This is a genomic window from Aeromicrobium panaciterrae (assembly GCF_039537165.1).
Lineage (GTDB): Bacteria > Actinomycetota > Actinomycetes > Propionibacteriales > Nocardioidaceae > Aeromicrobium > Aeromicrobium panaciterrae.
Map to the genome: position 1 here is coordinate 1,280,170 of NZ_BAAAZZ010000002.1, position 20,832 is coordinate 1,301,001.

23 protein-coding genes are annotated in these 20,832 nt (G+C 67.5%); 7 read left to right on the forward strand and 16 right to left on the reverse strand.

Features of this window, described 5'->3' with window-relative positions:
- Positions 1 to 6: 6 nt before the first annotated feature.
- From ABD683_RS07035 to ABD683_RS07060, 6 genes are all read right to left on the reverse strand, one after another.
- On the reverse strand, positions 7 to 1,008 hold the full coding sequence (locus ABD683_RS07035) for an NlpC/P60 family protein (RefSeq protein ID WP_344768541.1): 1,002 nt from the start codon (positions 1,006 to 1,008) through the stop codon (positions 7 to 9).
- Between the two features lie 10 nt (positions 1,009 to 1,018).
- Positions 1,019 to 1,504 (reverse strand): poly-gamma-glutamate biosynthesis protein PgsC/CapC, encoded by a 486-nt coding sequence (locus tag ABD683_RS07040; protein ID WP_344768543.1) that lies wholly within the window; start codon positions 1,502 to 1,504, stop codon positions 1,019 to 1,021.
- Entirely contained in the window at positions 1,504 to 2,739 is a 1,236-nt protein-coding gene (gene pgsB, locus ABD683_RS07045; protein WP_344768545.1) for a poly-gamma-glutamate synthase PgsB, read from the reverse strand. Before pgsB ends, ABD683_RS07040 begins: the two co-directional genes overlap by 1 nt.
- Before the next feature lie 124 nt (positions 2,740 to 2,863).
- The gene (locus tag ABD683_RS07050; RefSeq protein ID WP_344768547.1) at positions 2,864 to 3,622 is read right to left on the reverse strand and encodes an SDR family oxidoreductase; all 759 of its coding nucleotides are present in this window, start codon (positions 3,620 to 3,622) and stop codon (positions 2,864 to 2,866) included.
- A 1-nt stretch (position 3,623) separates the two neighbouring features.
- Positions 3,624 to 4,424, reverse strand: coding sequence for an SDR family NAD(P)-dependent oxidoreductase (locus ABD683_RS07055; protein WP_344768549.1), 801 nt, complete (start codon positions 4,422 to 4,424; stop codon positions 3,624 to 3,626).
- A 188-nt stretch (positions 4,425 to 4,612) separates the two neighbouring features.
- Positions 4,613 to 5,254, reverse strand: coding sequence for a histidine phosphatase family protein (locus ABD683_RS07060; RefSeq protein ID WP_344768551.1), 642 nt, complete (start codon positions 5,252 to 5,254; stop codon positions 4,613 to 4,615).
- Between the two features lie 75 nt (positions 5,255 to 5,329).
- On the opposite strand from ABD683_RS07060, the gene ABD683_RS07065 reads away from it, so the two are divergent.
- Positions 5,330 to 6,754 (forward strand): hypothetical protein, encoded by a 1,425-nt coding sequence (locus ABD683_RS07065; RefSeq protein ID WP_344768552.1) that lies wholly within the window; start codon positions 5,330 to 5,332, stop codon positions 6,752 to 6,754.
- Positions 6,755 to 6,768: 14 nt separating this feature from the next.
- Here the strand turns inward: ABD683_RS07065 and ABD683_RS07070 are convergent, their stop codons facing one another.
- The 3 genes from ABD683_RS07070 to ABD683_RS07080 are packed head-to-tail and all read right to left on the reverse strand — an operon-like array spanning position 6,769 to position 9,057.
- A complete protein-coding gene (locus ABD683_RS07070) occupies positions 6,769 to 7,440 on the reverse strand; it encodes a nitroreductase (RefSeq protein ID WP_344768554.1) in 672 nt (223 codons plus the stop codon).
- Positions 7,437 to 8,192 (reverse strand): enoyl-CoA hydratase-related protein, encoded by a 756-nt coding sequence (locus tag ABD683_RS07075; RefSeq protein ID WP_344768555.1) that lies wholly within the window; start codon positions 8,190 to 8,192, stop codon positions 7,437 to 7,439. The genes ABD683_RS07070 and ABD683_RS07075 overlap by 4 nt, the downstream gene beginning before the upstream one ends.
- The gene (locus ABD683_RS07080) at positions 8,185 to 9,057 is read right to left on the reverse strand and encodes an alpha/beta fold hydrolase (RefSeq protein WP_344768557.1); all 873 of its coding nucleotides are present in this window, start codon (positions 9,055 to 9,057) and stop codon (positions 8,185 to 8,187) included. Before ABD683_RS07080 ends, ABD683_RS07075 begins: the two co-directional genes overlap by 8 nt.
- A gap of 63 nt (positions 9,058 to 9,120) precedes the next feature.
- Here ABD683_RS07080 and ABD683_RS07085 point away from each other — a divergent pair, with 63 nt between their 5' ends.
- The 6 genes from ABD683_RS07085 (at position 9,121) to ABD683_RS07110 (ending at position 12,848) form a co-directional block, all read left to right on the forward strand.
- Positions 9,121 to 10,194 carry an FAD-dependent oxidoreductase gene (locus ABD683_RS07085; RefSeq protein ID WP_344768559.1) on the forward strand — a complete coding sequence of 358 codons (1,074 nt, stop codon included), beginning with the start codon at positions 9,121 to 9,123 and terminating at the stop codon, positions 10,192 to 10,194.
- A gap of 9 nt (positions 10,195 to 10,203) precedes the next feature.
- Positions 10,204 to 11,061 carry an SDR family oxidoreductase gene (locus ABD683_RS07090; RefSeq protein ID WP_344768561.1) on the forward strand — a complete coding sequence of 286 codons (858 nt, stop codon included), beginning with the start codon at positions 10,204 to 10,206 and terminating at the stop codon, positions 11,059 to 11,061.
- Positions 11,062 to 11,138: 77 nt separating this feature from the next.
- Entirely contained in the window at positions 11,139 to 11,510 is a 372-nt protein-coding gene (locus ABD683_RS07095; protein WP_344768563.1) for an ArsR/SmtB family transcription factor, read from the forward strand.
- Complete coding sequence (locus ABD683_RS07100) at positions 11,503 to 12,018, forward strand: SRPBCC family protein (protein WP_344768565.1); 516 nt, start codon at positions 11,503 to 11,505, stop codon at positions 12,016 to 12,018. Before ABD683_RS07095 ends, ABD683_RS07100 begins: the two co-directional genes overlap by 8 nt.
- Complete coding sequence (locus ABD683_RS07105) at positions 12,015 to 12,479, forward strand: VOC family protein (RefSeq protein WP_344768566.1); 465 nt, start codon at positions 12,015 to 12,017, stop codon at positions 12,477 to 12,479. The genes ABD683_RS07100 and ABD683_RS07105 overlap by 4 nt, the downstream gene beginning before the upstream one ends.
- A 9-nt stretch (positions 12,480 to 12,488) precedes the next feature.
- Positions 12,489 to 12,848, forward strand: a complete 360-nt coding sequence (locus ABD683_RS07110) for a VOC family protein (RefSeq protein ID WP_344768568.1) — start codon at positions 12,489 to 12,491, stop codon at positions 12,846 to 12,848.
- Here the strand turns inward: ABD683_RS07110 and ABD683_RS07115 are convergent.
- The 7 genes from ABD683_RS07115 to ABD683_RS07145 form a co-directional block, all read right to left on the reverse strand.
- A complete protein-coding gene (locus ABD683_RS07115) occupies positions 12,845 to 13,270 on the reverse strand; it encodes an OsmC family protein (RefSeq protein ID WP_344768570.1) in 426 nt (141 codons plus the stop codon). The genes ABD683_RS07110 and ABD683_RS07115 overlap by 4 nt on opposite strands.
- On the reverse strand, positions 13,267 to 14,109 hold the full coding sequence (locus ABD683_RS07120) for an ABC transporter ATP-binding protein (protein ID WP_344768572.1): 843 nt from the start codon (positions 14,107 to 14,109) through the stop codon (positions 13,267 to 13,269). Before ABD683_RS07120 ends, ABD683_RS07115 begins: the two co-directional genes overlap by 4 nt.
- Complete coding sequence (locus tag ABD683_RS07125; RefSeq protein ID WP_344768574.1) at positions 14,106 to 15,149, reverse strand: FecCD family ABC transporter permease; 1,044 nt, start codon at positions 15,147 to 15,149, stop codon at positions 14,106 to 14,108. The genes ABD683_RS07120 and ABD683_RS07125 overlap by 4 nt, the downstream gene beginning before the upstream one ends.
- Complete coding sequence (locus tag ABD683_RS07130; protein WP_344768576.1) at positions 15,149 to 16,198, reverse strand: FecCD family ABC transporter permease; 1,050 nt, start codon at positions 16,196 to 16,198, stop codon at positions 15,149 to 15,151. The genes ABD683_RS07125 and ABD683_RS07130 overlap by 1 nt, the downstream gene beginning before the upstream one ends.
- Positions 16,195 to 17,199: an ABC transporter substrate-binding protein gene (locus tag ABD683_RS07135; RefSeq protein ID WP_344768577.1), complete on the reverse strand. Its 1,005-nt coding sequence runs from the start codon at positions 17,197 to 17,199 to the stop codon at positions 16,195 to 16,197. Before ABD683_RS07135 ends, ABD683_RS07130 begins: the two co-directional genes overlap by 4 nt.
- A gap of 157 nt (positions 17,200 to 17,356) precedes the next feature.
- Entirely contained in the window at positions 17,357 to 19,561 is a 2,205-nt protein-coding gene (locus ABD683_RS07140; RefSeq protein WP_344768580.1) for a 3-hydroxyacyl-CoA dehydrogenase NAD-binding domain-containing protein, read from the reverse strand.
- A gap of 9 nt (positions 19,562 to 19,570) precedes the next feature.
- Positions 19,571 to 20,782: an acetyl-CoA C-acetyltransferase gene (locus ABD683_RS07145; protein ID WP_344768582.1), complete on the reverse strand. Its 1,212-nt coding sequence runs from the start codon at positions 20,780 to 20,782 to the stop codon at positions 19,571 to 19,573.
- Positions 20,783 to 20,832 lie beyond the last annotated feature (50 nt).

Below are 20,832 nucleotides of genomic sequence, written 5' to 3' on the forward strand. Positions count from 1 at the left end.
CCAGACTCAGAGCCTCTTCGCGGTCCGGAAGCCGCGAGAGTAGTAGCCGCCGTCGTCCAGCAGCGAGGTGCCGCCCAGGTCCCCGAGCGTCGGGCCGTTCGCCCGCTTTCGGCTGGACACGAAGCGGTGGTGACCGCCGCTGTCCCGGCCGAGGTAGATCCCGATGTGGTCGATCTCCGTGCTCCCGTTGAGGTCGAAGAACACCAGGTCGCCCGGCTGCAGCTTGCCGTAGGCGGTCGACTGCCGCAGGGTGTTCGGCACGACCACGTTTCCGGCTGCGAACTGCGCGATCGCGAATGCGCGGCGGGGCAGACCCGGACCCTTCGCGTTGCCGTTCAGCAGCGGCAGGCCCATCCGGTAGCCGTAGACCAGCCGTACATAGCCAGAGCAGTCGACGGCTCCGTACCGGCGGTCCTCGGCTTCGGCGTCACCGTTCGGGAACGTCCAGTCGACGCCGAGGTAGTCGTAGAAGTCGGAGGCCTCCTCGCGGGTGGCAGCGCCGTCGCCCTCCGGACCGAAGGCGGCGTCGCCGGAGAACCTGATCCCTTTGGAGTCGCGCACCGGGGGCTTGCCGTCGAGGTACTCGGCGGCAACCGCCAGGACGTCGGGGGTGCTGTCGGACCAGGCCTTCGCCAACCAGGGCCGGAACCAGGCCTGAGTCTCCGCGCCCTTCGTCCAGGCCTTCGGCAGCAGCCGGACCCAGGTCGACGATGTCACGGTCGCCTGCGTGTACCTCGGGTCGTCGAAGGTCCGGACCGGGCCGGGCAGCGCCACGGTGCGGGCGCCGTCGGTGAAGGTGGCGACCACCCGTCCGCTGGTCCGGAATCGGACGACGGTGCGTGCCGGACCGCTCAACCGCTGGTAGCTGAGCTCCGTCTTGGCGACGTCGACCGACTCCGCGGGACCGGGACGGACCGCGGTCGCGGCGTCGGGACGATGGGTCAGCCCGAGGACGATCCCGACGAGGCCGAGAATGACGCCGAGGACGAGAAGGAGGCGCTTGGTCATGTCTCTCACCTCAGGCGATCGCGATGAAGCCGAGCACGACCCCACTGACCAGGACGCCGTAGGCGGCCAGGCCGGCGAGACCGGTGCTGATCAACGTGGGCCGTACGGGTTGGCGGACCAGCTGGTAGGAGATCAGGCCGGGGATGATGAAGCCGACCGTCTGCTGCGAGGTGTAGACCATCGGGTCCCCGAGGGCGGCCAGCAGGAAGGTCCCAGCCGATGCCGTGATGCCGATCATCATCACCGCGGCGAACAGCCGCTTGCCGTAGAGGATCACGTGCTCCTGCACCAGCTTGGTCACCTGGTACGTGAGGCCGGTCAGCGCGATGATCATCACGATCTTCCGCGGGTCCTCCAAGAGACTCAGCGCCAGCCAACCGGGCGTGATCATCCCGCCGGGCGACAGGTTGGTGAGCAGGTAGCAGAGCAGCGAGAACAGCAGGCCGATGGCCAGAGCCATCGTGGCGATCTCGGGGGCAAGGATTCCGGTGAGCATCAGGCACTCCTGAGGAGGTGGTGGGCGGGGTCGGACAGCACAGGGTTGCGGGGCTCGAGGGCGAGCGGGAGGGTCGTCATCGCGTCGAGGAGGACCTCGCCCTGACCGTGGATGTTGCCCACGGCGACCAGCGAGGCCGCACCGGCGCGGTCGGTGACCAGGTGCTCGAGCAGGGTGGCGAACGGCAGCTTCCCGCCGAGATCGACCACCCGGTCGGCCAGGTGCTCGGGGACGGCGACCTTCGCCGAGCGGGTCTGCTCGCCGATCAGCAAGATGCGGTCCGGCACGATCCGGCCGGTCAAGGCACCCATCTGGCGGTTGCGCTCGACCCGGTCAGCCCGGCAGTTGATCACCAGGTTCAGCGGGTCGCCGAGCAGCTGGCGTCGCTGCAGGAGCTCGAGGTTCATGAGGGTGGAGTCCGGGTCGTTGGCGGCGAAGATGTTCGCGAACGAGATCCGGCGGTCGCCGGGCAGCGCGTAGCGGCGAACCGAGACGACCCCCGGGTCGGGAGCGGCGGCGATCATCCCGCGCAGGGCGACTTCGCGGTCGATACCGGACAGGGCGGCCACGGCGAGCGCGATCGCGACGTTCTCCTTGAAGGTGATCGACGTGAACCGCTCGACTTCGGCGTCGGTGACCGAATCGGGGTCCACCTCGACCAATCGGCAGTCGCGGCGGGCGGCCTCCTCGCGCAGCACGTGCACCAGCTCCTGCTCGGCGGTCACGCAGATTCCGCCGTACGGCATCGAGCGAGACAGCGACCGGGCGACATCCTCCAGGGTCGGGCCCATCTCGGCGAGGTGGTCCTCGCGGACGTTGGAGATGACGCAGACGCCGGCGCGGATCATCTCGCGCTGGTTGACCTCCTGCAGGTCGGGACTGACCGCCATGCACTCGATCACCAGGGCGTCGGGGGCGAAGGTGACGGCCTCGGCGACGATGCCGATCTGCTCGACGATGTTGGCCAGGCCGAACTTCCGCTGGACCGGCCGCTCCTCGCCGTCCGGGGTGATGAACCGCGCGGCCGTGCCGGTGGTCTTGGCCACCGTGAGAAGGCCACCGCCACGTAGAGCGCCGGCGCAGAGCCGGGTGATCGAGCTCTTGCCGCGGATGCCGTTGACGACGACCCGGGTCGGGATCAGCGCGAGGTTGCGCCGGTGCCGACGACGCTCGACGATGCCGGCGGTCAGGGCGAAGGTGCACCCGACGAGGTAGATGCAGAAAAGGAAGGTCATGCCGGTAGGAGCACCCGCCGTCACGATTTCTTACAACTTTTTCTCGAGCAACCGGTGATCCAGCGCGACGATGGCGATCAACCAATACGGGCGCCAGTCGACGAACGTTCCGCCTACCAGGCCTTCAGACCATCTTGCGGACCACGCCGAGCGGCGCGTGCTTCATGACCTTGCCGATCGGGGCCCACGGCCAGGTGGGTACGGCGGCGTCGACGACCTCGGCCTCGATCTTCTTGACCAGTGCCTTGCAGCCCGTCTCGGTGTCGACCATCATCCGGGCCTCCTGCTGGACGCCTTCGTTCATCTCTGAGGCGATGTAGCCGGGGTAGAGCGTGGTGACCTTGATGTCATGGCCCTTGCGGCCGATCAGGTCGGAGCGGATGCCTTCGGCGAGCATCGCGACGCCCGCCTTGGTCGCCGCGTACGTCGTCATCGATGACGGCATGCCGCGCATCGCCGACATCGACGAGATCATCACGAGGTGTCCGGCCTTGCGCTCGTAGAAGTGCTCCATGGCCGCCTCGCACTGCGCCAGCGCGGCGATGAAGTTGGTCTCGGCGGTCTGCTTGTTGGCGTAGAACTTGCCGGTGCCGATGCGTCCACCCTTGCCGAGGCCGGCGTTGACGATGACACGGTCGAGTCCACCGAGCTCGGTGATGGCCTGCTTGAACACCGCGAACACCTGGTCGTGGTCGTTGACGTCGAGCTCGTGCACCACGACCTCGATCGTGGGGTTGGCTTCGAGCAGCTCGGCCCTGAGCGCCTCGAGCCGGTCGACGCGGCGGGCGGTCAGGGCGAGGTGGTGGCCCTTGGCGGCGAGGATGCGGGCCATGCCGGCGCCGAGACCTGAGCTGGCACCGGTGATCAGGACGTTCTTGCGCATGTCAGTCCTTCTTGGACATCTGGACGGAGGCCTTCTTCATCATCGAGTAGTAAACAGGCCGGGCAAACCGCTTGGCGGAGTAGGCCACCTTGCCGTCGCGGTCGGTCAGGATGATGTGCTTGCCCTTCTCGATGCCCTTGATCACCCGGGCGGCGATCGTGTCGGCCGAGAGCTTGGCCTTGCTGATGAGCTTCTCCGCCGACTTGTTGGCGGCCTCGTCCTTGCCTCGCAGGGACTCGGTGAGGTTGGTCTTGAAGAACGTCGGGCAGATGACCGAGACCATGACACCGAACGGCTTGAGCTCGTGGAACAACGACTCGCTGATCGCGACGACGCCCGCCTTCACCGCGACGTACTCCGTCATCCGTGGCGGGTGGATCAGTCCGGCAGCGGAAGCGGTGTTGATGATGTGACCGGAGCCCTGCTCCTTCATCATCGGCGTGAACGTACGGCAACCACGGGCGACGCCGAGCAGGTTGATGTCGACGATCCACTGCCACTGGTCCATCTCGGACAGCTCGATGCGGCCACCGGCGGCGACACCCGCGTTGTTGAAGAGGTAGTCCAGGCCGCCCCACTGCTCGGTCACCCAGTCGAGGGCCTTGGCCCAGTCGACGTCCTGCGTGACGTCCAGGGTCAGGTAGGAGACGCCGTCGAGTCCCTCGAGGGACTCCGGGACCTCGCCGTGCACGTCAGTGCCGAGCACGCGAGCACCTCGATCGACGTATTGGTGGACCAGCGCGAGCCCGAGCCCGGAGGCCGCTCCGGTGATCAGGACACGTGAACCAGGCGTGATCTTCATGCTCAGATACTAGCGGTATCTGAACATCGACCACTCGCCAGTGAGGGCGCGGCGGCCGAGATGAGGTGACTTGACCTCCCAGCGCTGGGAGGTCAAGTCACCACGCCTCGCCACATGACGCCTTCGGGCGTGGCACGCTCACGCTGCGCTGGCGCGCCTCGACTTTCGCTCGCTGCGCTCGCTCTGTCTCAGCGGAACGTGACCATGTCGCGGGGGAGGTGGCCGTGCTCGTTGAACGTCAGGAGTCGCGGTCCGGACTGGCCGACGATGACCGTGGTGACGCTGGAGTTGATCACGACATCGTTGATGCGCTGGAACAAGGTGGCACCGCCCGTCAGCAGGTGTGACACCACGAGGGCGATCGGCCCACCCGAGGAGAAGACCGCGACAGCGCGACCCGAGCCGGCGGCCGCGACGACCCGGTCGAACGCCTGCATGACCCTGGCGACGAACTGCTCGTAGGACTCACCAGCGCCCTCGCCGCCGGCAATCCACCCGTCGAGCGCGGTGTTGAGCATCGCCTGGAACGCCTTGGGATCTGCCGTCAACGACGACGGGTCGTGAGCACGCGCGATGGCGATGTGGTCGAACTCGTCCCAGCCCGCGTCGACGTCATAACCTTCGCCCCGCCCGCAGGCGTCGATCGCCGAGATCGCGGTCTGTGCATGCCGTTTCAGCGATCCGGCGACCGACGAGGTGGGCGCCCAGTCCGACGCCTCCCACGACATGCCCAGGGCGGACGACTGCTTCTGCCCGAGCTCGGAGAGGACGTCGTAGTCGTCAGCACCCCACGAGGCCTGGCCGTGCCGGATGAGGTGGATGGTTCCCATCCGCTCAGCCTATAGACGTGGTCCGAGCAGAAGTTACTTGTCCGTTGACTCGTGAGTAGCTCGTACGTTGGGGCCATGACTACTGAGGGAGTGGCATTCGCGTCCGAGAGCACGTCGGCGACGGCTCGTACGATCCTGGCCGACGCACTGCGCAAGGCGGATCCGGTCGGGGCGCGGAGTGTCGAGAACGAGACCAACTGGCGACGCAACTACCTGGCCCATTTCCGCCGGGCCGTTGAGGCGGGGATCGGTGAGCCTCCTGCAGCGCACTCGATCGCCGCCGAGGGACTCCGCAGCGCGCACCAGCAGATGCGTTACGGCGACACGCCGCTCGACGACGCGATCACCGGAACCCCGCTCTCCCAGGCGTTCCACACCCAGACCGTCAAGGGTGACGGCGAGGTCGAGACCGAGCTGACGCTGCCCTATCGGGGCGAACGGCTCCGCGGCAAGGCGCTGCTCGACCAGCTCGACGACTGGACCGACCGCGGCATCATCACCGAGTCCTGCTCCGAGGCCGTGCAGACGGTGATCGACAACCCGGACTGGATGCGGCTCGAGGGCGACACGATGGTCGTCCTCGGCGCCGGCGCGGAGATGGGGCCCTACCGTGCGCTGATGCGCTGGGGTGCCACCTGCGTCGCGCTCGACCTGCCCCGCACCGACGTGCAGGAGCGCATCCGTGCGCAGGCCATCGAGTCAGCAGGTCGCGTCCACGTACCCGCTCGCATCGTGACCAACGGTGCCGCCGATGTCGGGGCCGACCTGGTCACCGAGCTGCCGGCGGTCGCCGAGTGGCTCGACCACATCGAGGGCCGTCTCGTGCTGGGCAACTACTGCTACGCCGACGGTGCCACCCACGTACGCGTCTCGATGGCGGCCGACGCCCTCGCGACGCACCTGGTGCAGCACCGTCCCGACACGGCACTCGCATTCCTTGCAACGCCGACCGATACCTTCGCCGTCCCCGCCGAGGAGGTCGCCCGGGCCAATGCCGCGTACGCCGCCCGCAGCGTGTCGAAGGTGCTCCGGACTCCGCTGCGCCTGGCCAGCGGAGGCCGACTCCTGCAGCGCAACTACCCGCCCGGCGCCGACCCCGGCATCAACGACGCACTCGTGCCGCAGCAGGGCCCCAACTACGCGCTCGCCAAGCGATTGCAGCGCTGGCGTGCCACCACGTCACGGCACGAGGGCACGACGGTGTCGCTCAACATCGCGCCGGCCACGCGTACCCGGTCGGTCGTCAAGAACAAGGCGTTGGCTGCCGCGTACGCCGGAGCGCACCGGTTCGGAGTCGAGGTCTTCGATCCGGCGACGAGCAACACCTTGATGGCGGCACTGCTGGTGCATGACCTCCGCGCCGGCGCCGCACCGCAGGCCGAGCCCTGGCTCGACGAGGCCCACAATGCCGCGCACGGGGGTCTGTGGACCACGGCCTACCACCCGCGCAGCGCGCTCGGGCTTGCCGCGGTCCTCGGCATCGGCGCCCTCAGGGGCTAGTCAGCCCGAGTACGTCAGTCGACAAACGTGGCGGCTTCTTCGACCTTGGCCCGGCGTGACATGAAGCTCGCCGACGGGTGCTCGGGGTCGGGGTAGCCGAACGCGATGGCGCACACGACCTTGCGTGTCTCGGGCAGGTCGAACCAGTCGCGGAGGAACTGCGACCGCATCGCCAGCGCCGCTTGGGCACACGTGCCGAGCCCGAGCGACTCGGCGGCCAGCAGGAATGAGTCGACATACAGGCCGCAGTCGATCGCGCCGTAGACGCCGAGGTCGGCGTCCGTCGTGATGATCGCGGCGTGCGGCGCCCCGAAGAACTCGTAGTTGCGCAGCATCTCGCGTGCCGAGGCCTCACGGTCACCGCGTTCGACGCCGACCGCCTCGTACAGCTGCCAGCCGACGTCCTTGCGGCGCTGGTCGTATACGCCGGTGTAGGCCGCGGGAAAGTCGAAGTCCGTGCCGTAGCCCTCGGGTGACTCCAGCAGCGCATCGCGGAGCTTGTTGGTCGCCTCGCCCGACGTGATGACGACGTGCCAGGGCTGGGTGTTGCACCACGACGCCGTACGTTGGGCCGCACCGAGCACCTGCTCGATGACCTCGCGGGGCACCTGCTCGTCGGTGAAGCCGCGGCAGCTCCGACGGTGGGTGAGTATGCGCTCGAGCGCGTCGAAGTCGGCGGACATCATGCTCCCGTGAATGCGGCGGGACGCTTCTCGACGAACGCCTTGCCACCTTCGACTGCGTCGGACGTCGAGAAGAGGGCCAGCTGGCCCTCGAGCTCGGCGTCGAGCGTGGCGTCGAGACGGGGCAGGGTGTTGGCGGTGATGACCTTCTTCATCGCCGACAACGCCTTGGTCGGCCCATGGCCGAGCTTGTCGATCAGCAGCGCGAGCTCGGCGTCGTACTCCTCGTCGCCGAGGGACTTGTGGATCAGCCCGATCTCGGCGGCCACGTCGGCCGGAAGTCGCTCACCCAGCATCGCCAGGCGGTTGGCCCGCGCGCGGCCGATCGAGGCGGCAACCAGCTCGGTGGCGCCACCGTCGGGCATCAGGCCGATGTTGACGAATGCCAGCAGGAAATAGCCCGAGCTCTTGGCCAGCGTGATGTCGGCGGCGAGCGCGATCGAGCAGCCAACCCCGGCGGCGATGCCGTTGACCGCCGAGATCACGGGCAACGGCGAACGCGTCATCGCGCGTACGAGCCGGTTGGCGCCGTCGAGCGTCGCAGCGCCGTCGAAGTCCGCGCCGAGTGCCGCGCCCGAGCTGAACGCCCGACCCGTGCCGGTGACCACGACCAGCCGCGTGTCGCCGGAAGCGTCCTCGATCGCCTCGGCAGCGGCGTTGAGCATCTCGGCGGTGAGTGCATTGAGCCGATCGGGCTGGTTCCAGGTGATCGACAGGACACCGTCGGTGGTGTCGATGAGCACAGCGTCAGACATGGTGCCTCCATTGGCCGAGCAGGGTCTGCAGCACCGCGATGAGTGCGACTGGTTGGTCAAGCATGATGTGGTGCCCGGCGTCGGGGATCAACGTGACGGGCACGTGACCGCCGAGCCGCTCGGCGACGAGGTCGGTGATGTCGGTGGTGGCCATGCCGCGCTCGCCACGGATCAGCGCGACGGCGCAGTCGATCGCGGCGAGCTCCTCAGGCTCCATCCGTGAGCTGAGGAAGATGTGCGGGTCGAACTTCCACGTCCAGCCGTCGTCGACCTGGGTGATCGAGCCTTCGGCGATGTGGTCCTTGACGTACGACAGCGTCGAGGTGTCCTCGGGCAACGTACGGAATCGGCCGAGGATCGTCTCGCGGTCGGCATAGACCTTGTTGCCGGGGATGTCGCCGTGACCACCTTCGGCGATCCAGGCCTTGGCCTCGGCCGAGAGCTCACGCACCGGCGAGTCGATCGCCGCGACACCTCGCAGCGCACGCCCGTGGTCACGCCCCGCCGTCAGCGCGACGAACCCGCCCATGCTGTGCCCGAACACGATCGGCGCCTCGTCGGACTCCGCCGCGGCGACCGCGACCACCTCGTTGGCCCACGTCGAGATCGTGTATGACTCGCGGCGGTCACTGTCACCGTGGCCCGAGAGGTCGATCGCGATGACGCGATGGTCCGCGGCGAGGTAGGGCGCGGTCGAGTCCCACCAGCCGGCATGGGCCGCACCGCCGTGCACCAGGACCACGGGCGCGGAGCCACTCTTGCCCCAGGCGCGGTAGGTGATGCGTGTGCCGTCGACGTCGAGCTCTCGGCGCTCGTACGGCTGGTCGAGCGCGTACGTGAACCAGTCGGGGTGCTGCGAGCTCATGCGGGACCTCTCTCACTTACCGTCAGTATTGACTGTAAGTGATGCCCGCGGCAAGATCGGCAGGTGCCCGGACACGCGAGCGTCATCGTCGTCGGTGGTGGAGCCATGGGCACCAGCATCGCTCGTGAGCTGGCGGAGCGGGGACACCGGGTCACGGTACTCGAGCAGTTCACCGCAGGTCACGCCAACGGCAGCTCGCACGGCAGCTCGCGCATCGTCCGCCTCACCTACGACGACCCGTTCTACGTACGCCTCGCACGCGAAGCCAGGCCGCTCTGGGACGAGCTGCAGCTGCTGTCGGACGTGCCGCTGTTCCACCAGTGCGGCTCGGTGGACCACGGACCGCGGGCCGAGCTCGAGCCGTTCGCCGCAGCCCTGGCCGAGGTCGGCGTCCCGTACGAGTGGCTGACCCCGGCGGAGGCGGGGGCGCGCTGGCCCGGACTCAGGTTCGACGAGTCCGTGCTGCTCCAGCCCGATGGCGGGGTGGCCAACCCGGACGTCGCCCTGGCTCTGCTGCGGCGCCTCGCGATCGCCGCGGGTGCCGAGTGGCTTGACGGCGTCCGCGTCGATTCGGTCCAGGGCACGTCCGTGGTGGCCGGCGACCGTACGTGGCACGCCGACCAGGTGGTGGTCGCCGCGGGCGTGTGGACCGATGCTCTCGTCGGCCTAGCCCCGGAGGTGGCGACGCAGGTCCAGCCCGCGCACTTCACGCCGGTCGACGACGCGCACGGTTGGCCGACGTTCCTGCACCGTCGAGGAGACGGAGCACCAGAGGCGTACGGGCTGCCGTCGCCCGACGGCATCAAGGTCGGGTTCCACGGCGGCGGCAAGGTCGTCGACCTCGAGAAACGCGACTTCAGCCCCGTGGCGGACGAGCTCCAGCAGCTGCGCGCCTACGTCACCGCATGGGTGCCGGGCGTCGACGTGGACTCGCTCGACACCACGACCTGCCTGTACGGCGCTCTCGCCGAGGACGACTTCCTCATCGACCGTGCCGGCGACATGACGATCGCCGCCGGGTTCTCCGGCCACGGATTCAAGTTCGTCCCGCTGGTCGGCCGTCTCGTCGCCGACCTGGTCGCCGGGACCACGACCCCCGAACCCCGATTCACCCGTTTGTCCCATCACTCCACCTAAGGTGTTCCCATGTCCCTTGCAGGCAAGACGATCATCATGTCCGGCGGCAGCCGCGGAATCGGCGAGGCCATCGCCGTACGTGCGGCCAAGGACGGCGCCAACGTCGCCCTCCTTGCCAAGACGACCGAGCCGCACCCCAAGCTTCCCGGCACGATCTACACCGCCGCCGAGGCGATCGAGGCCGCTGGCGGCAAGGCGCTGCCGCTGGTCGGAGACATACGTGATGACGCGTTCGTGGCCGAGGCCGTCGCCAAGACCGCCGAGGAGTTCGGCGGCATCGACATCGTGGTCAACAACGCCAGCGCGATCGACCTCTCGACGACCGAAGAGGTCTCGATGAAGAAGTACGACCTGATGAACGACATCAACGCGCGCGGTTCGTTCCTGCTGTCGAAGCTGTCGATCGAGTGGCTCAAGCAGTCCGACAACCCGCACATCCTGACGTTGTCACCGCCCATCAGCCTCGACCCCAAGTGGTTCACGCAGCACACGGCCTACACGATGGCGAAGTACGGCATGAGCCTCGTGACACTCGGCCTCAGCGTCGAGCTCGCCGACCACGGCATCGCGTGCAACTCGCTGTGGCCACGTACGGCGATCGACACCGCTGCCGTCCGCAACGTCGTCGGCGCCGAGCTCGTCAGCCACTCGCGCACTCCCGCGATCATGGCCGACGCGGCCTACGAGATCGTCACCAAGCCGAGCCGCGACTACACCGGCAAGTTCCTGATCGACGACGACGTCCTCGAGGACGCCGGGGTCACGGACTTCTCGATCTACCTCAACGGTGGCACCGAGGAGGAGCTCGCCCTCGACTTCTGGGTCGAGCCCAAGGGTCCGCACGACCCGACTCTGCGCATGCACTGATACCGCACCTCACCGATGTCGAACGAGTTCTGCCTCGATACTTGACGCATCGGTTAATTAACGAGTACGTTAAGTGCATGGCAACCGATCAGCTCAGCAAGGTGTTCTCGGCACTCGCCGATCCCACCCGGCGCGACATCCTCGCGCGACTCGGCGAGGGCGACGCCACCGTCACCGAGCTCGCCCAGCCCTTCACGATCAGCCTTCCGGCGATCTCACGACACCTCAAGGTGCTCGAAGGGGCGGGGCTCATCGCCCGAGACCGGCAGGCGCAGTGGCGTACGAGCAGCCTCCGGGCCGAACCCCTGAAGGAGGCGACGACCTGGATGGAGCACCTCAGCCACCTGTGGGACGAGCGCTTCGACCGCCTCGACGCCCACCTGGCATCGATGAAGCAGGCGATGCAGGACAACCAGGACACCGACAAGGGAGACGGAACGAATGACTGACACGACGTACGAGGTCAACATCTCGCGCTACTTCGACGCACCGCCCGAGCTCGTCTACAGGGCATTCACCGATCCCGAGCAGCTCTCGCAGTGGATCGGGCCGCTGATGTTCACGGTCCCGCTCGACACCGTCTCGATCGATCCCTCGGTCGGCGGCCACTGGCGCATGACGATGGTCGGCAAGGACAACCCCGAGTGGCGGGAAACCGTCGACGCCACGTTCACCGAAGTCATCGAAAACCGTCTGCTCGTCGGCTACGAGACGACCCAGGGATTCCCGGGCCTTGCGGACGGTACGCGTATGACGCTGTCGATCGAGCTCATCCCCGAGGGCGAGGGCACCCGACTCGAGCTCACCCAGGGACCCGTGCCCGAGGAGATGCAGGAGAACGCGACAGTCGGCTGGACCCAAGCCCTCTACAAGCTCGATGCCCTGCTCGCCACACCCGCACACCTCCGCAACAGTCCACCAAACCAAGACTCCACCACGGAAGGACCTGCATCATGACAACCGTTACCCCGTTCCTCTGGTTCAACGACAATGCCGGCGGCGCCATCGAGCGCTACCAGAAGGTGTTCCCAGGCACCGAGGTCGTCAACGAGACGCGTATGCCCGATGGCACGCTCTTCGTCGCGACGATCCGGATCCACGGCCAGGACATCATCATGATGAACGGTGGGCCCTCGCACCAGCTCACCGAGGCCTTTTCGCTGTCAGTCGGCGTCGAGACCCAGGAGGAGGTCGACACCATCTCTGACGCGCTGATCGACGGCGGTGGCTACCAGGACAACTGCGGATGGCTCAAGGACGCCTTCGGTCTGTCGTGGCAGATCGTCCCCGCCGCGCTCATGAAGCTGATGAGCGGGCCCGACCCCGTCCGGGTAGGCCGCGTCAACGCAGCGCTCATGCAGATGAAGCGCATCGACATCGCTGGTCTCCAGGCTGCGTACGACGGCGCGGAGTCGTAATCTGGCCGGATGGTCGCACGACTTCACCACCTGATCCTGGACGCCGCGGACCCGCAGGGGTCGGCGGCGTTCTGGTCTGCGCTGCTCGGTCAACCGATCACGTACGACGGCGGCGACTTCGTCGTGGTCTCGTCGAGCGACAAGCACTCCGGGATCGCGTTCCAGCTCGCTCCTGACCACATCGCTCCCACCTGGCCGGACCCGAGCATTCCGCAGCAGGCCCACCTTGATGTCGCGGTGGACGACGTCACCCGGGCAGGGCGCGAGGTCATCGCGCTCGGCGCCCGCCTCCTGGCCGGCAACACCTACGCGGATCCCGCCGGCCACCCGTTCTGCCTCATCCCGCGACCGTCGTGGATGTCGCCCTAGCCGGCGACGACCGACTCGACGGGTGTACCGACGACGACGGTGCGCGTCACGGTGCAGATCCGGTCGTGCGACTGCGCGACGGAACGCGGGAGGATCTCGCGGGCGTGATCGCCGTCGGCACCCTCGGGGAACGTCACGTCGAACGTCAGTCGGATGTCGGTGAGCCGGTTGCCCAGGTCGTCGCGGATCTTGTCAGCACGGATCGACACGTCGAACGTCTCGGGGTCGACCCGCTTGCCGACGAGGTAGTCGACGTCGATCGCGCTGCAGCCGGCGATCGCGACCAGCAACAGCTCGACCGGCGTGAAGTCGGTGTCGTTGCCCTCGCCGAAGTCGAGAGTCCCACCTCGTACGTTGGTCGCCCGGAATCGCGCCTTGCCGGTCCGGGCCAGCTCGACAGATCGTTCGGTGTCAGTCGTCATGACCCGACGCTAGCGGGTGACTGCGCACGGGATGCGCTGGCCTCGCGTGCGTGATGGCGGCCTCGGGGCACGACCATCGGCGTCCCGCTGACCGGATCGGGCACCACTTCGCAGTCAAGCCCGTAGACCTCGGTGATGACCTCAGCCGTCACGACGTCGTTGGGCGCACCCTCGGCAATGATCGATCCGGCCTTCATCGCGACGATCCGGTCGGCATACCGGCAGGCGAGGTTGAGGTCGTGCAGCACGATCACGACCGTCTTGCCAGCCAGCCGGTTGAGGTCGGTGAGCAGGTCCAGCAGCTCGACCTGGTGGTTGATGTCGAGGAATGTCGTCGGCTCGTCGAGCAGCAGCAGGTCGGTGTCCTGCGCCAGCGCCATGGCGACCCAGACACGTTGGCGCTGACCACCTGACAGCTCCGAGATGTTGCGGTCTGCGAGCTCGGCGGTGCCGGTGGCCTCCAGCGCCGCGACGACTGCCGCGTCGTCCTCGGCACTCCACTTCCTGAACCACCCCTGATGCGGGTAGCGACCGCGGCCGACCAGGTCGCTCACCGTGATGCCGTCCGGCGCGACGGGTGACTGCGGCAGCAGTCCGAGCACCTTGGCGACGTCGATGCTGCGCATGTCGTGCACCGACTTCCCGTCGAGGATCACCTCGCCGCCACGCGGCTTGAGCAGGCGCGCGAGCCCGCGGAGCAGCGTCGACTTGCCGCAGGCGTTGGCCCCGACGATCACCGTGATGGCGCCTTGGAGGATGTCGATGTCGAGATCACGTACGACATCGACCTCGGCATATCCGAGTGACAGGTTGCTGCCACGCAGCTCGTGACTGGTCATCCGCCACGTCCTTCCTTGTTGACGGTGACGAGGAGCCAGATCAGGTAGGGCGCCCCGATGAGTCCCGTGATGACACCTGTGGGGAGGTCGGCCGGCAGCAGCTGGTGCGACACCAGGTCGGCACCGAGCGTGATGATGGCGCCCACGCAGCCTGCCGCGACGATCCCGCCCGCCCCTCGGCCGACGAGTCGCTGCGCGATGGGGCCGGCGATCAGCGCGACGAACATGATGGGGCCCGCGACGGCCACGGCGAAGCCCACCAGCACGATCGATGCGGCGAGCAGTCCGAGCCGGCTGAGCTCGACGCGCGCACCCAGCGCTTTGGCCGTGTCGTCACCGAGCTCGAGTGCCCGCAGCGGTCGCTCGAGGACGAGGACGACCGGGACCAGGACCGCCAGCGCGACGAGCAGCGTGCGCAGCTCGCCCGATCCTGCCTGGCCGACGGTGCCCACCAGCCAGGTCATCGCCTCGCGCGCTTCGTAGATGCTGGCGTGCGACACGATGTAGCCGATGAGCGAGAGCATCAGCTGCGAGACGCCGATGCCGATCAAGATGAAGCGGTAGCCCGTGATCCCGTCGCGCCAGGCCAACAGGTAGATCAGGAATGCGCTCAACAGGGCTCCGACCAGCGCAGACCCGGAGATCACGGTGCTGCTCGCGTCGAGCACGACGATCGCCGACACCGCGAAGAAGCTGGCACCGGAGGAGATCCCGACGAAGTCGGGTGACGCCAGCGGGTTGCCCAGCAGTCGCTGGAAGAGCGTTCCGGAGATGCCGAGTGCGACACCGACGGCGAGGCCCGCGACCGCGGTGGGGAGGCGGAGGTCGCGGACGATGAAGTCGACTGACGGGTTGTCACGCAGGTGGAGGACCGAGGCGATGACGTCGGGCGCCGACACCGCGAAGCTCCCCACCATCATCGTGACGACGAACAGCGCACCCGCGACCACCGCGAGGCCCGATGTCACGAGGTACGACCGCCGGTTGCGGAGGGACCTGGCCGTACGTACGCGTCGAGGCGTGTCGAGGAGCTCCGCCATCACAGCTCCGCCAGGTTGCGGTAGCGGACCAGCGCGATGAAGGCAGGGGCGCCGAGCACGCCCAGCACGACACCGACCTGCAGCTCGCCGGGAGACACGACGACGCGGCCGATGATGTCGGCGACGAGCAGCACGATCGGGGTCAGGATCATCGCGTAGGGGAGAATCCAGCGGTAGTCGGGCCCGCAGAGCATACGAGCGACGTGGGGCACGACGAGTCCCACGAACACGATCGGGCCGCAGGCTGCCGTGGCGGAGCCGCACAGCACCGCGACGACGACGAACATCATGACGCGGCTCGTCCGTACCCGCTGGCCGAGTGCGACGGCCAGGTCGTCACCGAGGGCGAGGCCGTTGAGGGCGCGGCCGGTGCCCACCGCGAGGACGATGCCCACCGCGATGAAGGGCGCGGTCTGCGCGAGCACCGAGAAATAGCGTCCTGCCAGCGAGCCGACCTGCCAGAACCGCAGCTCGTTGAGCGCGTCGACGTTGGTCATGATGATCGCCGAGGTGACCGACGTGAGGACCGCCGTGACCGCGGCACCGGCCAGTGCGAGCTTCACGGGCGTCGCACCCTCCCGGCCGAACGACGCGATCCCGTAGACGACGACGGTGGCGAACGCGGCACCGGCGAATGCGAGCCAGATGTAGACGCCGATGCTCTGCGTGCCCAGCACCATGATGCCGAAGACGATGAAGGCGGCCGCGCCGGAGTTGATGCCCATGATCCCCGGATCGGCGAGCGGGTTGCGGGTGACGCCCTGGAGGATCGTCCCGCTCAGGCCGAGGGCGGCACCGGCGAGGATGCCGATCAGCGTACGCGGCACCCGGATCTCACGGATGACCGTCTCGGAGGCCGACGACGCGTCGAAGTCGATGAACGCCTTGACGATCGTCGCCGGTCCGACACCGCGGGCGCCCAGCGTGATGCTGAAGAAGCAGACGACGGCGAGGATGCCGACCAGGACCGCAAGACCGACGACGAGACCGGCCGTGGGGCGCGCCCCAGGCCCGGTCTCGACCGCCACCCTGCGTTCGAGCACGCTCATGCGAGGTCGGCGTCGGCCTTCTCGATGGCCGCCGTCAGCTGCGTGAGCTGCGCGGCGTACTCGCCATACGTGTGCATCCAGTAGGCGGGCCACGAGACGTACGACCTGGCCTTGGCAGCCTTGATCGAGTTCCACGTGGGCTGCTTCTCGCCAGTCTTGACGCCCGTCTCGTACGAACGGCCGTCCATCAGCAGGAGGTCTGGCTGGTACTTGTCGGCGTGCTCCCAGCTGAGGTTCTCCCAGTAGGGGAAGCCCTTGTCCGGGTTGTCGGGGTTGATGACGTCAAGGCCCCAGCGCTGGAAGTCGAGGAGCTCGGGTGCGTACTCCGGGTTGGCGACGTAGAGCAGGTCATCTGCGGGTGAAACGGCGAGCGCCTTCAGGTCTGGCTTGGCCGCGACTGCCTTCTTGAACGCGGCGAGTGAGTCCTCGAACGCCTTCTTGTCGGCGGCGATCTTGGGGTCGTCAGCGTCGGCGCCGAGTGAGATCGCGAGCTTTTCGTAACCGCGGACGAGGTCCTCGATCGAGTCGCCTTGTGCGATTCCCACGACCGGTGCGAGCTTGGCGAGCTTCTTGCTGCTTGCCTTGACGCTCCCCTCGAGGCCGCTGTATGCGTTCTCGGCCGGCCACCAGTCGGCAACGATCAGATCAGGCTTCAGCGCCGCAGCCTTCTCGACATCGATCTCGCCCCAGGTCTCGCTCAGGATCGTGATGCCCGAGAGGTCGAGGTCCTTGAGGTTGGGGTCGTCCTTGATGGGACCGACGGCATACAGGCCGACCGGACGAATACCGAACGAGATCAGTGCGGCGGCCTCGGCGCCGCTGGCGATGATGCGCTGAGGGGTCTTGTCCAGCTTGACCGTATCGCCGTTGCCGGACGTGAAGGACCAAGGGCCTTCGCCGGCATCGGCATCGCCTGCGGAGGTCGAACCACAGGCGGCGAGGGTGCTGGCCAGGAGGAGCGCGCTGAGAGCGGCAGCGACGCGGCGGCTGAATCGGGACACAGGAAATCCTTCGTCGGGGGAGGTAACAAAGGACAGCCTAACTTAGGGTTCCCTACCCTTGCACGACGACTGCGTCACATGGCCTGGTTCGGGACTCGCCCGGGCAGACGGAACGACCCGCGACGCTGGGTCGCGGGTCGTTCTGTTTCAGCTCAGGTCAGGCGAACTTCTCGCCGTTCTTGGCCTTGTCGAGCAGCAGCGCCGGCGGCTCGAAGCGCTCGCCGTACTTCGCGGCCAGCTCCTGGGCGCGCTCGGTGAAAGCCTCGATGCCGATGCGACCGTCGGGCGCCTCATAACCGTTGATGTACTGCAGCGCGCCACCCAGCAGGGGCGGGAAGCCGATGCCGAAGATCGAGCCGATGTTGGCGTCGGCGACGGTGCGCAGCACGCCCTCTTCGAGGCACCGCACGGTGTCGAGCGACATCACGAACACCAGGCGGTCCTTGATGTCCTGGAAGTCGGGCTGCTCGGCGGCGACCGGGAACTTCTCGGCCAGACCCGGCCACAGACCCGTACGCTTGCCGTTCTCGTCGTAGTCGAAGAAGCCCTTGCCGACGAGGCGGCTCGAACGGCCGAGCTCGATCATCGTGTCGATGACGTCCTCGGACTTCGTCCGGACCCAGGTGCCACCCTCGGCCTCGACGGCCGTCTGCGAGGCGACCCGGATCTTCTTCATCAGCTCGAGGTTGAGCTCGTCGCTGATCTGGATCGGACCGGTCGGGAAGCCCGACTGCGTGGCCGCACGGTCGATCGACGTCGGGTTGACGCCCTCGCCCAGCATGCCCAGGCCCTCGTTGATGAAGTGGCCGATGACGCGGCTGGTGAAGAAGCCGCGGCTGTCGTTGACGACGATCGGGGTCTTCTTGATCGCCTGGACGTAGTCGAGCGCGTGGGCGATCGTCTCGTCGTTGGTCTTCTCACCCGCGATGATCTCGACCAGCGGCATCTTGTCAACCGGCGAGAAGAAGTGGATGCCGATGAAGTCCTCAGGACGCTTGACGCCCTCGGCGAGTCCGGTGATCGGCAGCGTCGAGGTGTTGGATCCCAGCAGCGCATCATCGTTGACGATCGGCTCGACCTCGGCGAACACCGAGTGCTTGAGCTCGACCGATTCGAAGACGGCCTCCACGACGATGTCGCAGCCCGCCAGATCGGCGTAGTCGGCGGTCGGCGTGATCTTGGCCAGGAACGCGTCCTTGGCCTCCTGCGTGATGCGGCCCTTCTCGAGCTGCTTGTCGAGGAGCTTCTCGCTGTAGGCCTTGCCCTTCTCCGCAGCCTCGAGGTTCACGTCCTTGAGGACGACGTCCATGCCCGCCTTGGCCGAGACGTACGCGATTCCGGCGCCCATCATTCCCGCGCCGAGGACCGCCACCTTGGTGAACGTCTTCTTGTCGATGCCCTCGGGACGTGATCCGCCCGCGTTGATGGCGCCGAGGTCGAAGAAGAACGCCTGGGTCATGTTCTTGAACTGCTGGCCCACCACGAGCTCGACGAGGTAGCGCGACTCGATGCGACTGGCGGTGTCGAAGTCGACCGAGGCGCCTTCGATGGCCGCACTGAGGATGTTCTTGGGGGCACGGTAGTCAGCACCCTTGACCTGCTTGCGCAAGTTGGCAGGGAACGCCGGCAGGTTGGCGGCGAACGCCGGTGTCTTGGGAGTGCCGCCGGGCATCTTGTAGCCCTTGGCGTCCCAGGGCTTGACTGCTGCGTCGGGGTTGCCGGTGTTGGCCTCGATCCATGCCTTGGCAGCAGGCATGAGCTCGTCCGATGTCGCGACGACCTCGTCGATCAGGCCGATCTCCTTGGCCTGCGCCGGCTTCAGGCGCGGACCCTCGAGGAGGACCTTGAGCAACGCGTCGGCGATGCCGAGCATGCGGACAGTACGGGTGACTCCACCGCCACCCGGGAGCAGGCCGAGGGTGACCTCCGGAAGGCCGATCTCGTAGCGACCTTCGGCGGCGATGCGGTGGTGGCAGGCCAGGGCGATCTCGAGGCCGCCGCCGAGGGCAGCGCCGTTGATCGCCGCGACGACCGGCTTGCCGATCGTCTCGAGCTTGCGCAGCGTGGCCTTGATTCCTTCGATGTTGTTGAAGATGTCCTCGGCGTCCTCAGGCTTGGCCTGCGTCATGAGCTTGAGGTCACCGCCGGCGAAGAACGTCTTCTTGGCCGAGGAGATGATCGCGCCCTTGATCTCGTCGGGGTGGTCGGCGATCTCCTTGGCCAGCTTGTCGACGGCGTTGGCCATCGCCGACGTGTAGGCCGGGTTCATCGTGTTGGCGCTCTGGTTGGGGTCGTCGAGGATCAGGTTGACGATGCCGTCGGCGACTTCGTAGCGCACGGCGTCTGCGGTGGTGCTGGTCATGTGGATTCCTTAGATTCGTTCGACGACGGTCGCGATGCCCATGCCGCCGCCGACGCAGAGCGTGGCGAGGCCGTAGCGCTGGTCGCGACGTTCGAGCTCGTCGATGAGGGTGCCGAGGATCATCGCTCCGGTGGCACCCAGCGGGTGACCCATCGCGATCGCGCCACCATTGACGTTGGTCTTCTCGTGCGGGAAGTCGAGATCCTTCATCAGACGCATCGCGACAGCGGCGAACGCCTCGTTGATCTCCAGCAGGTCGATGTCGGCGACCGTGAGGCCGGCCTTGTCGAGTGCCTTGCGGCAGGCCGGTGCCGGGCCGGTCAGCATGATCGTCGGGTCGGCGCCCGACACGGCGGCGGACACGATGCGCGCGCGCGGCGTCAGTCCGTGACGCTTGCCGGCGGCCTCGCTGCCGATTGCGACGAGGGCCGCGCCGTCGACGATGCCGGACGAGTTGCCGGCGTGGTGGACGTGGTTGATGCGCTCGACGTCGTGGTACTGCTCCAGCGCGACCGCGTCGAAGCCACCCATCTCACCGATCGCGGCGAACGACGCCGGCAGTCCGGCGAGGCTCTCGACGGTCGTGCCCTCACGTACGAACTCGTCGTGGTCGAGGATCGTCAGGCCGTTCTCGTCCTTGACCGGGATGACCGACTTGGAGAAGTAGCCGTTGGCGATCGCCTTGGCGGCACGGGCCTGCGACTCGGCGGCGAATGTGTCGACGTCGGTGCGGCTGTAGCCCTCGAGCGTGGCGATGAGATCGGCGCCGATGCCCTGCGGGACGAAGGAGGTGTCGAACGCCGTACGGGGATCCATGGCCCAGGCACCACCGTCAGAGCCCATCGGCACACGGCTCATCGACTCGACGCCACCGGCGAAGATCAGGTCTTCCCAGCCCGAGCGGATGCGGCCAGCGGCCTGGTTGACGGCTTCGAGGCCGGACGCGCAGAAGCGGTTGAGCTGCACGCCTGCGACGGTGTCCGGAAGACCGGCGGCAAGCGCTGCGGTCTTGGCGATGTCGCCGCCCTGGTCGGCGACCGGTGAGACGACACCGAGCACGACGTCGTCGACACCGTTCGGATCGAGGGTGGGATTGCGCTTCTGGATCTCGTCGATCAGGCCGGTGATCAGCGTGATCGGCTTGACCTCATGGAGCGAGCCGGTCTTCTTGCCGCGGCCTCGCGGGGTCCGGATGGCGTCGTAAACGAATGCCTCAGTCATGGAATGTCCTCGCAGTGAAAGTTACGGACTCGTCACGCAGTGACGTATCA

What these genes read in the sequence shown, in the direction of transcription:
- ABD683_RS07040 (WP_344768543.1), bottom strand. Translation starts at nt 1,504, where the DNA reads ATGCTCACCGGAATCCTTGCCCCCGAGATCGCCACGATGGCTCTGGCC.
- ABD683_RS07075 (WP_344768555.1), bottom strand. Translation starts at nt 8,192, where the DNA reads ATGTCTGACGCTGTGCTCATCGACACCACCGACGGTGTCCTGTCGATC.
- ABD683_RS07065 (WP_344768552.1), top strand. Translation starts at nt 5,330, where the DNA reads ATGACTACTGAGGGAGTGGCATTCGCGTCCGAGAGCACGTCGGCGACG.
- ABD683_RS07095 (WP_344768563.1), top strand. Translation starts at nt 11,139, where the DNA reads ATGGCAACCGATCAGCTCAGCAAGGTGTTCTCGGCACTCGCCGATCCC.
- ABD683_RS07120 (WP_344768572.1), bottom strand. Translation starts at nt 14,109, where the DNA reads ATGACCAGTCACGAGCTGCGTGGCAGCAACCTGTCACTCGGATATGCC.
- ABD683_RS07105 (WP_344768566.1), top strand. Translation starts at nt 12,015, where the DNA reads ATGACAACCGTTACCCCGTTCCTCTGGTTCAACGACAATGCCGGCGGC.
- ABD683_RS07110 (WP_344768568.1), top strand. Translation starts at nt 12,489, where the DNA reads ATGGTCGCACGACTTCACCACCTGATCCTGGACGCCGCGGACCCGCAG.
- ABD683_RS07080 (WP_344768557.1), bottom strand. Translation starts at nt 9,057, where the DNA reads ATGAGCTCGCAGCACCCCGACTGGTTCACGTACGCGCTCGACCAGCCG.
- ABD683_RS07090 (WP_344768561.1), top strand. Translation starts at nt 10,204, where the DNA reads ATGTCCCTTGCAGGCAAGACGATCATCATGTCCGGCGGCAGCCGCGGA.
- ABD683_RS07145 (WP_344768582.1), bottom strand. Translation starts at nt 20,782, where the DNA reads ATGACTGAGGCATTCGTTTACGACGCCATCCGGACCCCGCGAGGCCGC.
- ABD683_RS07055 (WP_344768549.1), bottom strand. Translation starts at nt 4,424, where the DNA reads ATGAAGATCACGCCTGGTTCACGTGTCCTGATCACCGGAGCGGCCTCC.
- ABD683_RS07140 (WP_344768580.1), bottom strand. Translation starts at nt 19,561, where the DNA reads ATGACCAGCACCACCGCAGACGCCGTGCGCTACGAAGTCGCCGACGGC.
- ABD683_RS07050 (WP_344768547.1), bottom strand. Translation starts at nt 3,622, where the DNA reads ATGCGCAAGAACGTCCTGATCACCGGTGCCAGCTCAGGTCTCGGCGCC.
- pgsB (WP_344768545.1), bottom strand. Translation starts at nt 2,739, where the DNA reads ATGACCTTCCTTTTCTGCATCTACCTCGTCGGGTGCACCTTCGCCCTG.
- ABD683_RS07130 (WP_344768576.1), bottom strand. Translation starts at nt 16,198, where the DNA reads ATGAGCGTGCTCGAACGCAGGGTGGCGGTCGAGACCGGGCCTGGGGCG.
- ABD683_RS07115 (WP_344768570.1), bottom strand. Translation starts at nt 13,270, where the DNA reads ATGACGACTGACACCGAACGATCTGTCGAGCTGGCCCGGACCGGCAAG.
- ABD683_RS07125 (WP_344768574.1), bottom strand. Translation starts at nt 15,149, where the DNA reads ATGGCGGAGCTCCTCGACACGCCTCGACGCGTACGTACGGCCAGGTCC.
- ABD683_RS07100 (WP_344768565.1), top strand. Translation starts at nt 11,503, where the DNA reads ATGACTGACACGACGTACGAGGTCAACATCTCGCGCTACTTCGACGCA.
- ABD683_RS07070 (WP_344768554.1), bottom strand. Translation starts at nt 7,440, where the DNA reads ATGATGTCCGCCGACTTCGACGCGCTCGAGCGCATACTCACCCACCGT.
- ABD683_RS07035 (WP_344768541.1), bottom strand. Translation starts at nt 1,008, where the DNA reads ATGACCAAGCGCCTCCTTCTCGTCCTCGGCGTCATTCTCGGCCTCGTC.
- ABD683_RS07060 (WP_344768551.1), bottom strand. Translation starts at nt 5,254, where the DNA reads ATGGGAACCATCCACCTCATCCGGCACGGCCAGGCCTCGTGGGGTGCT.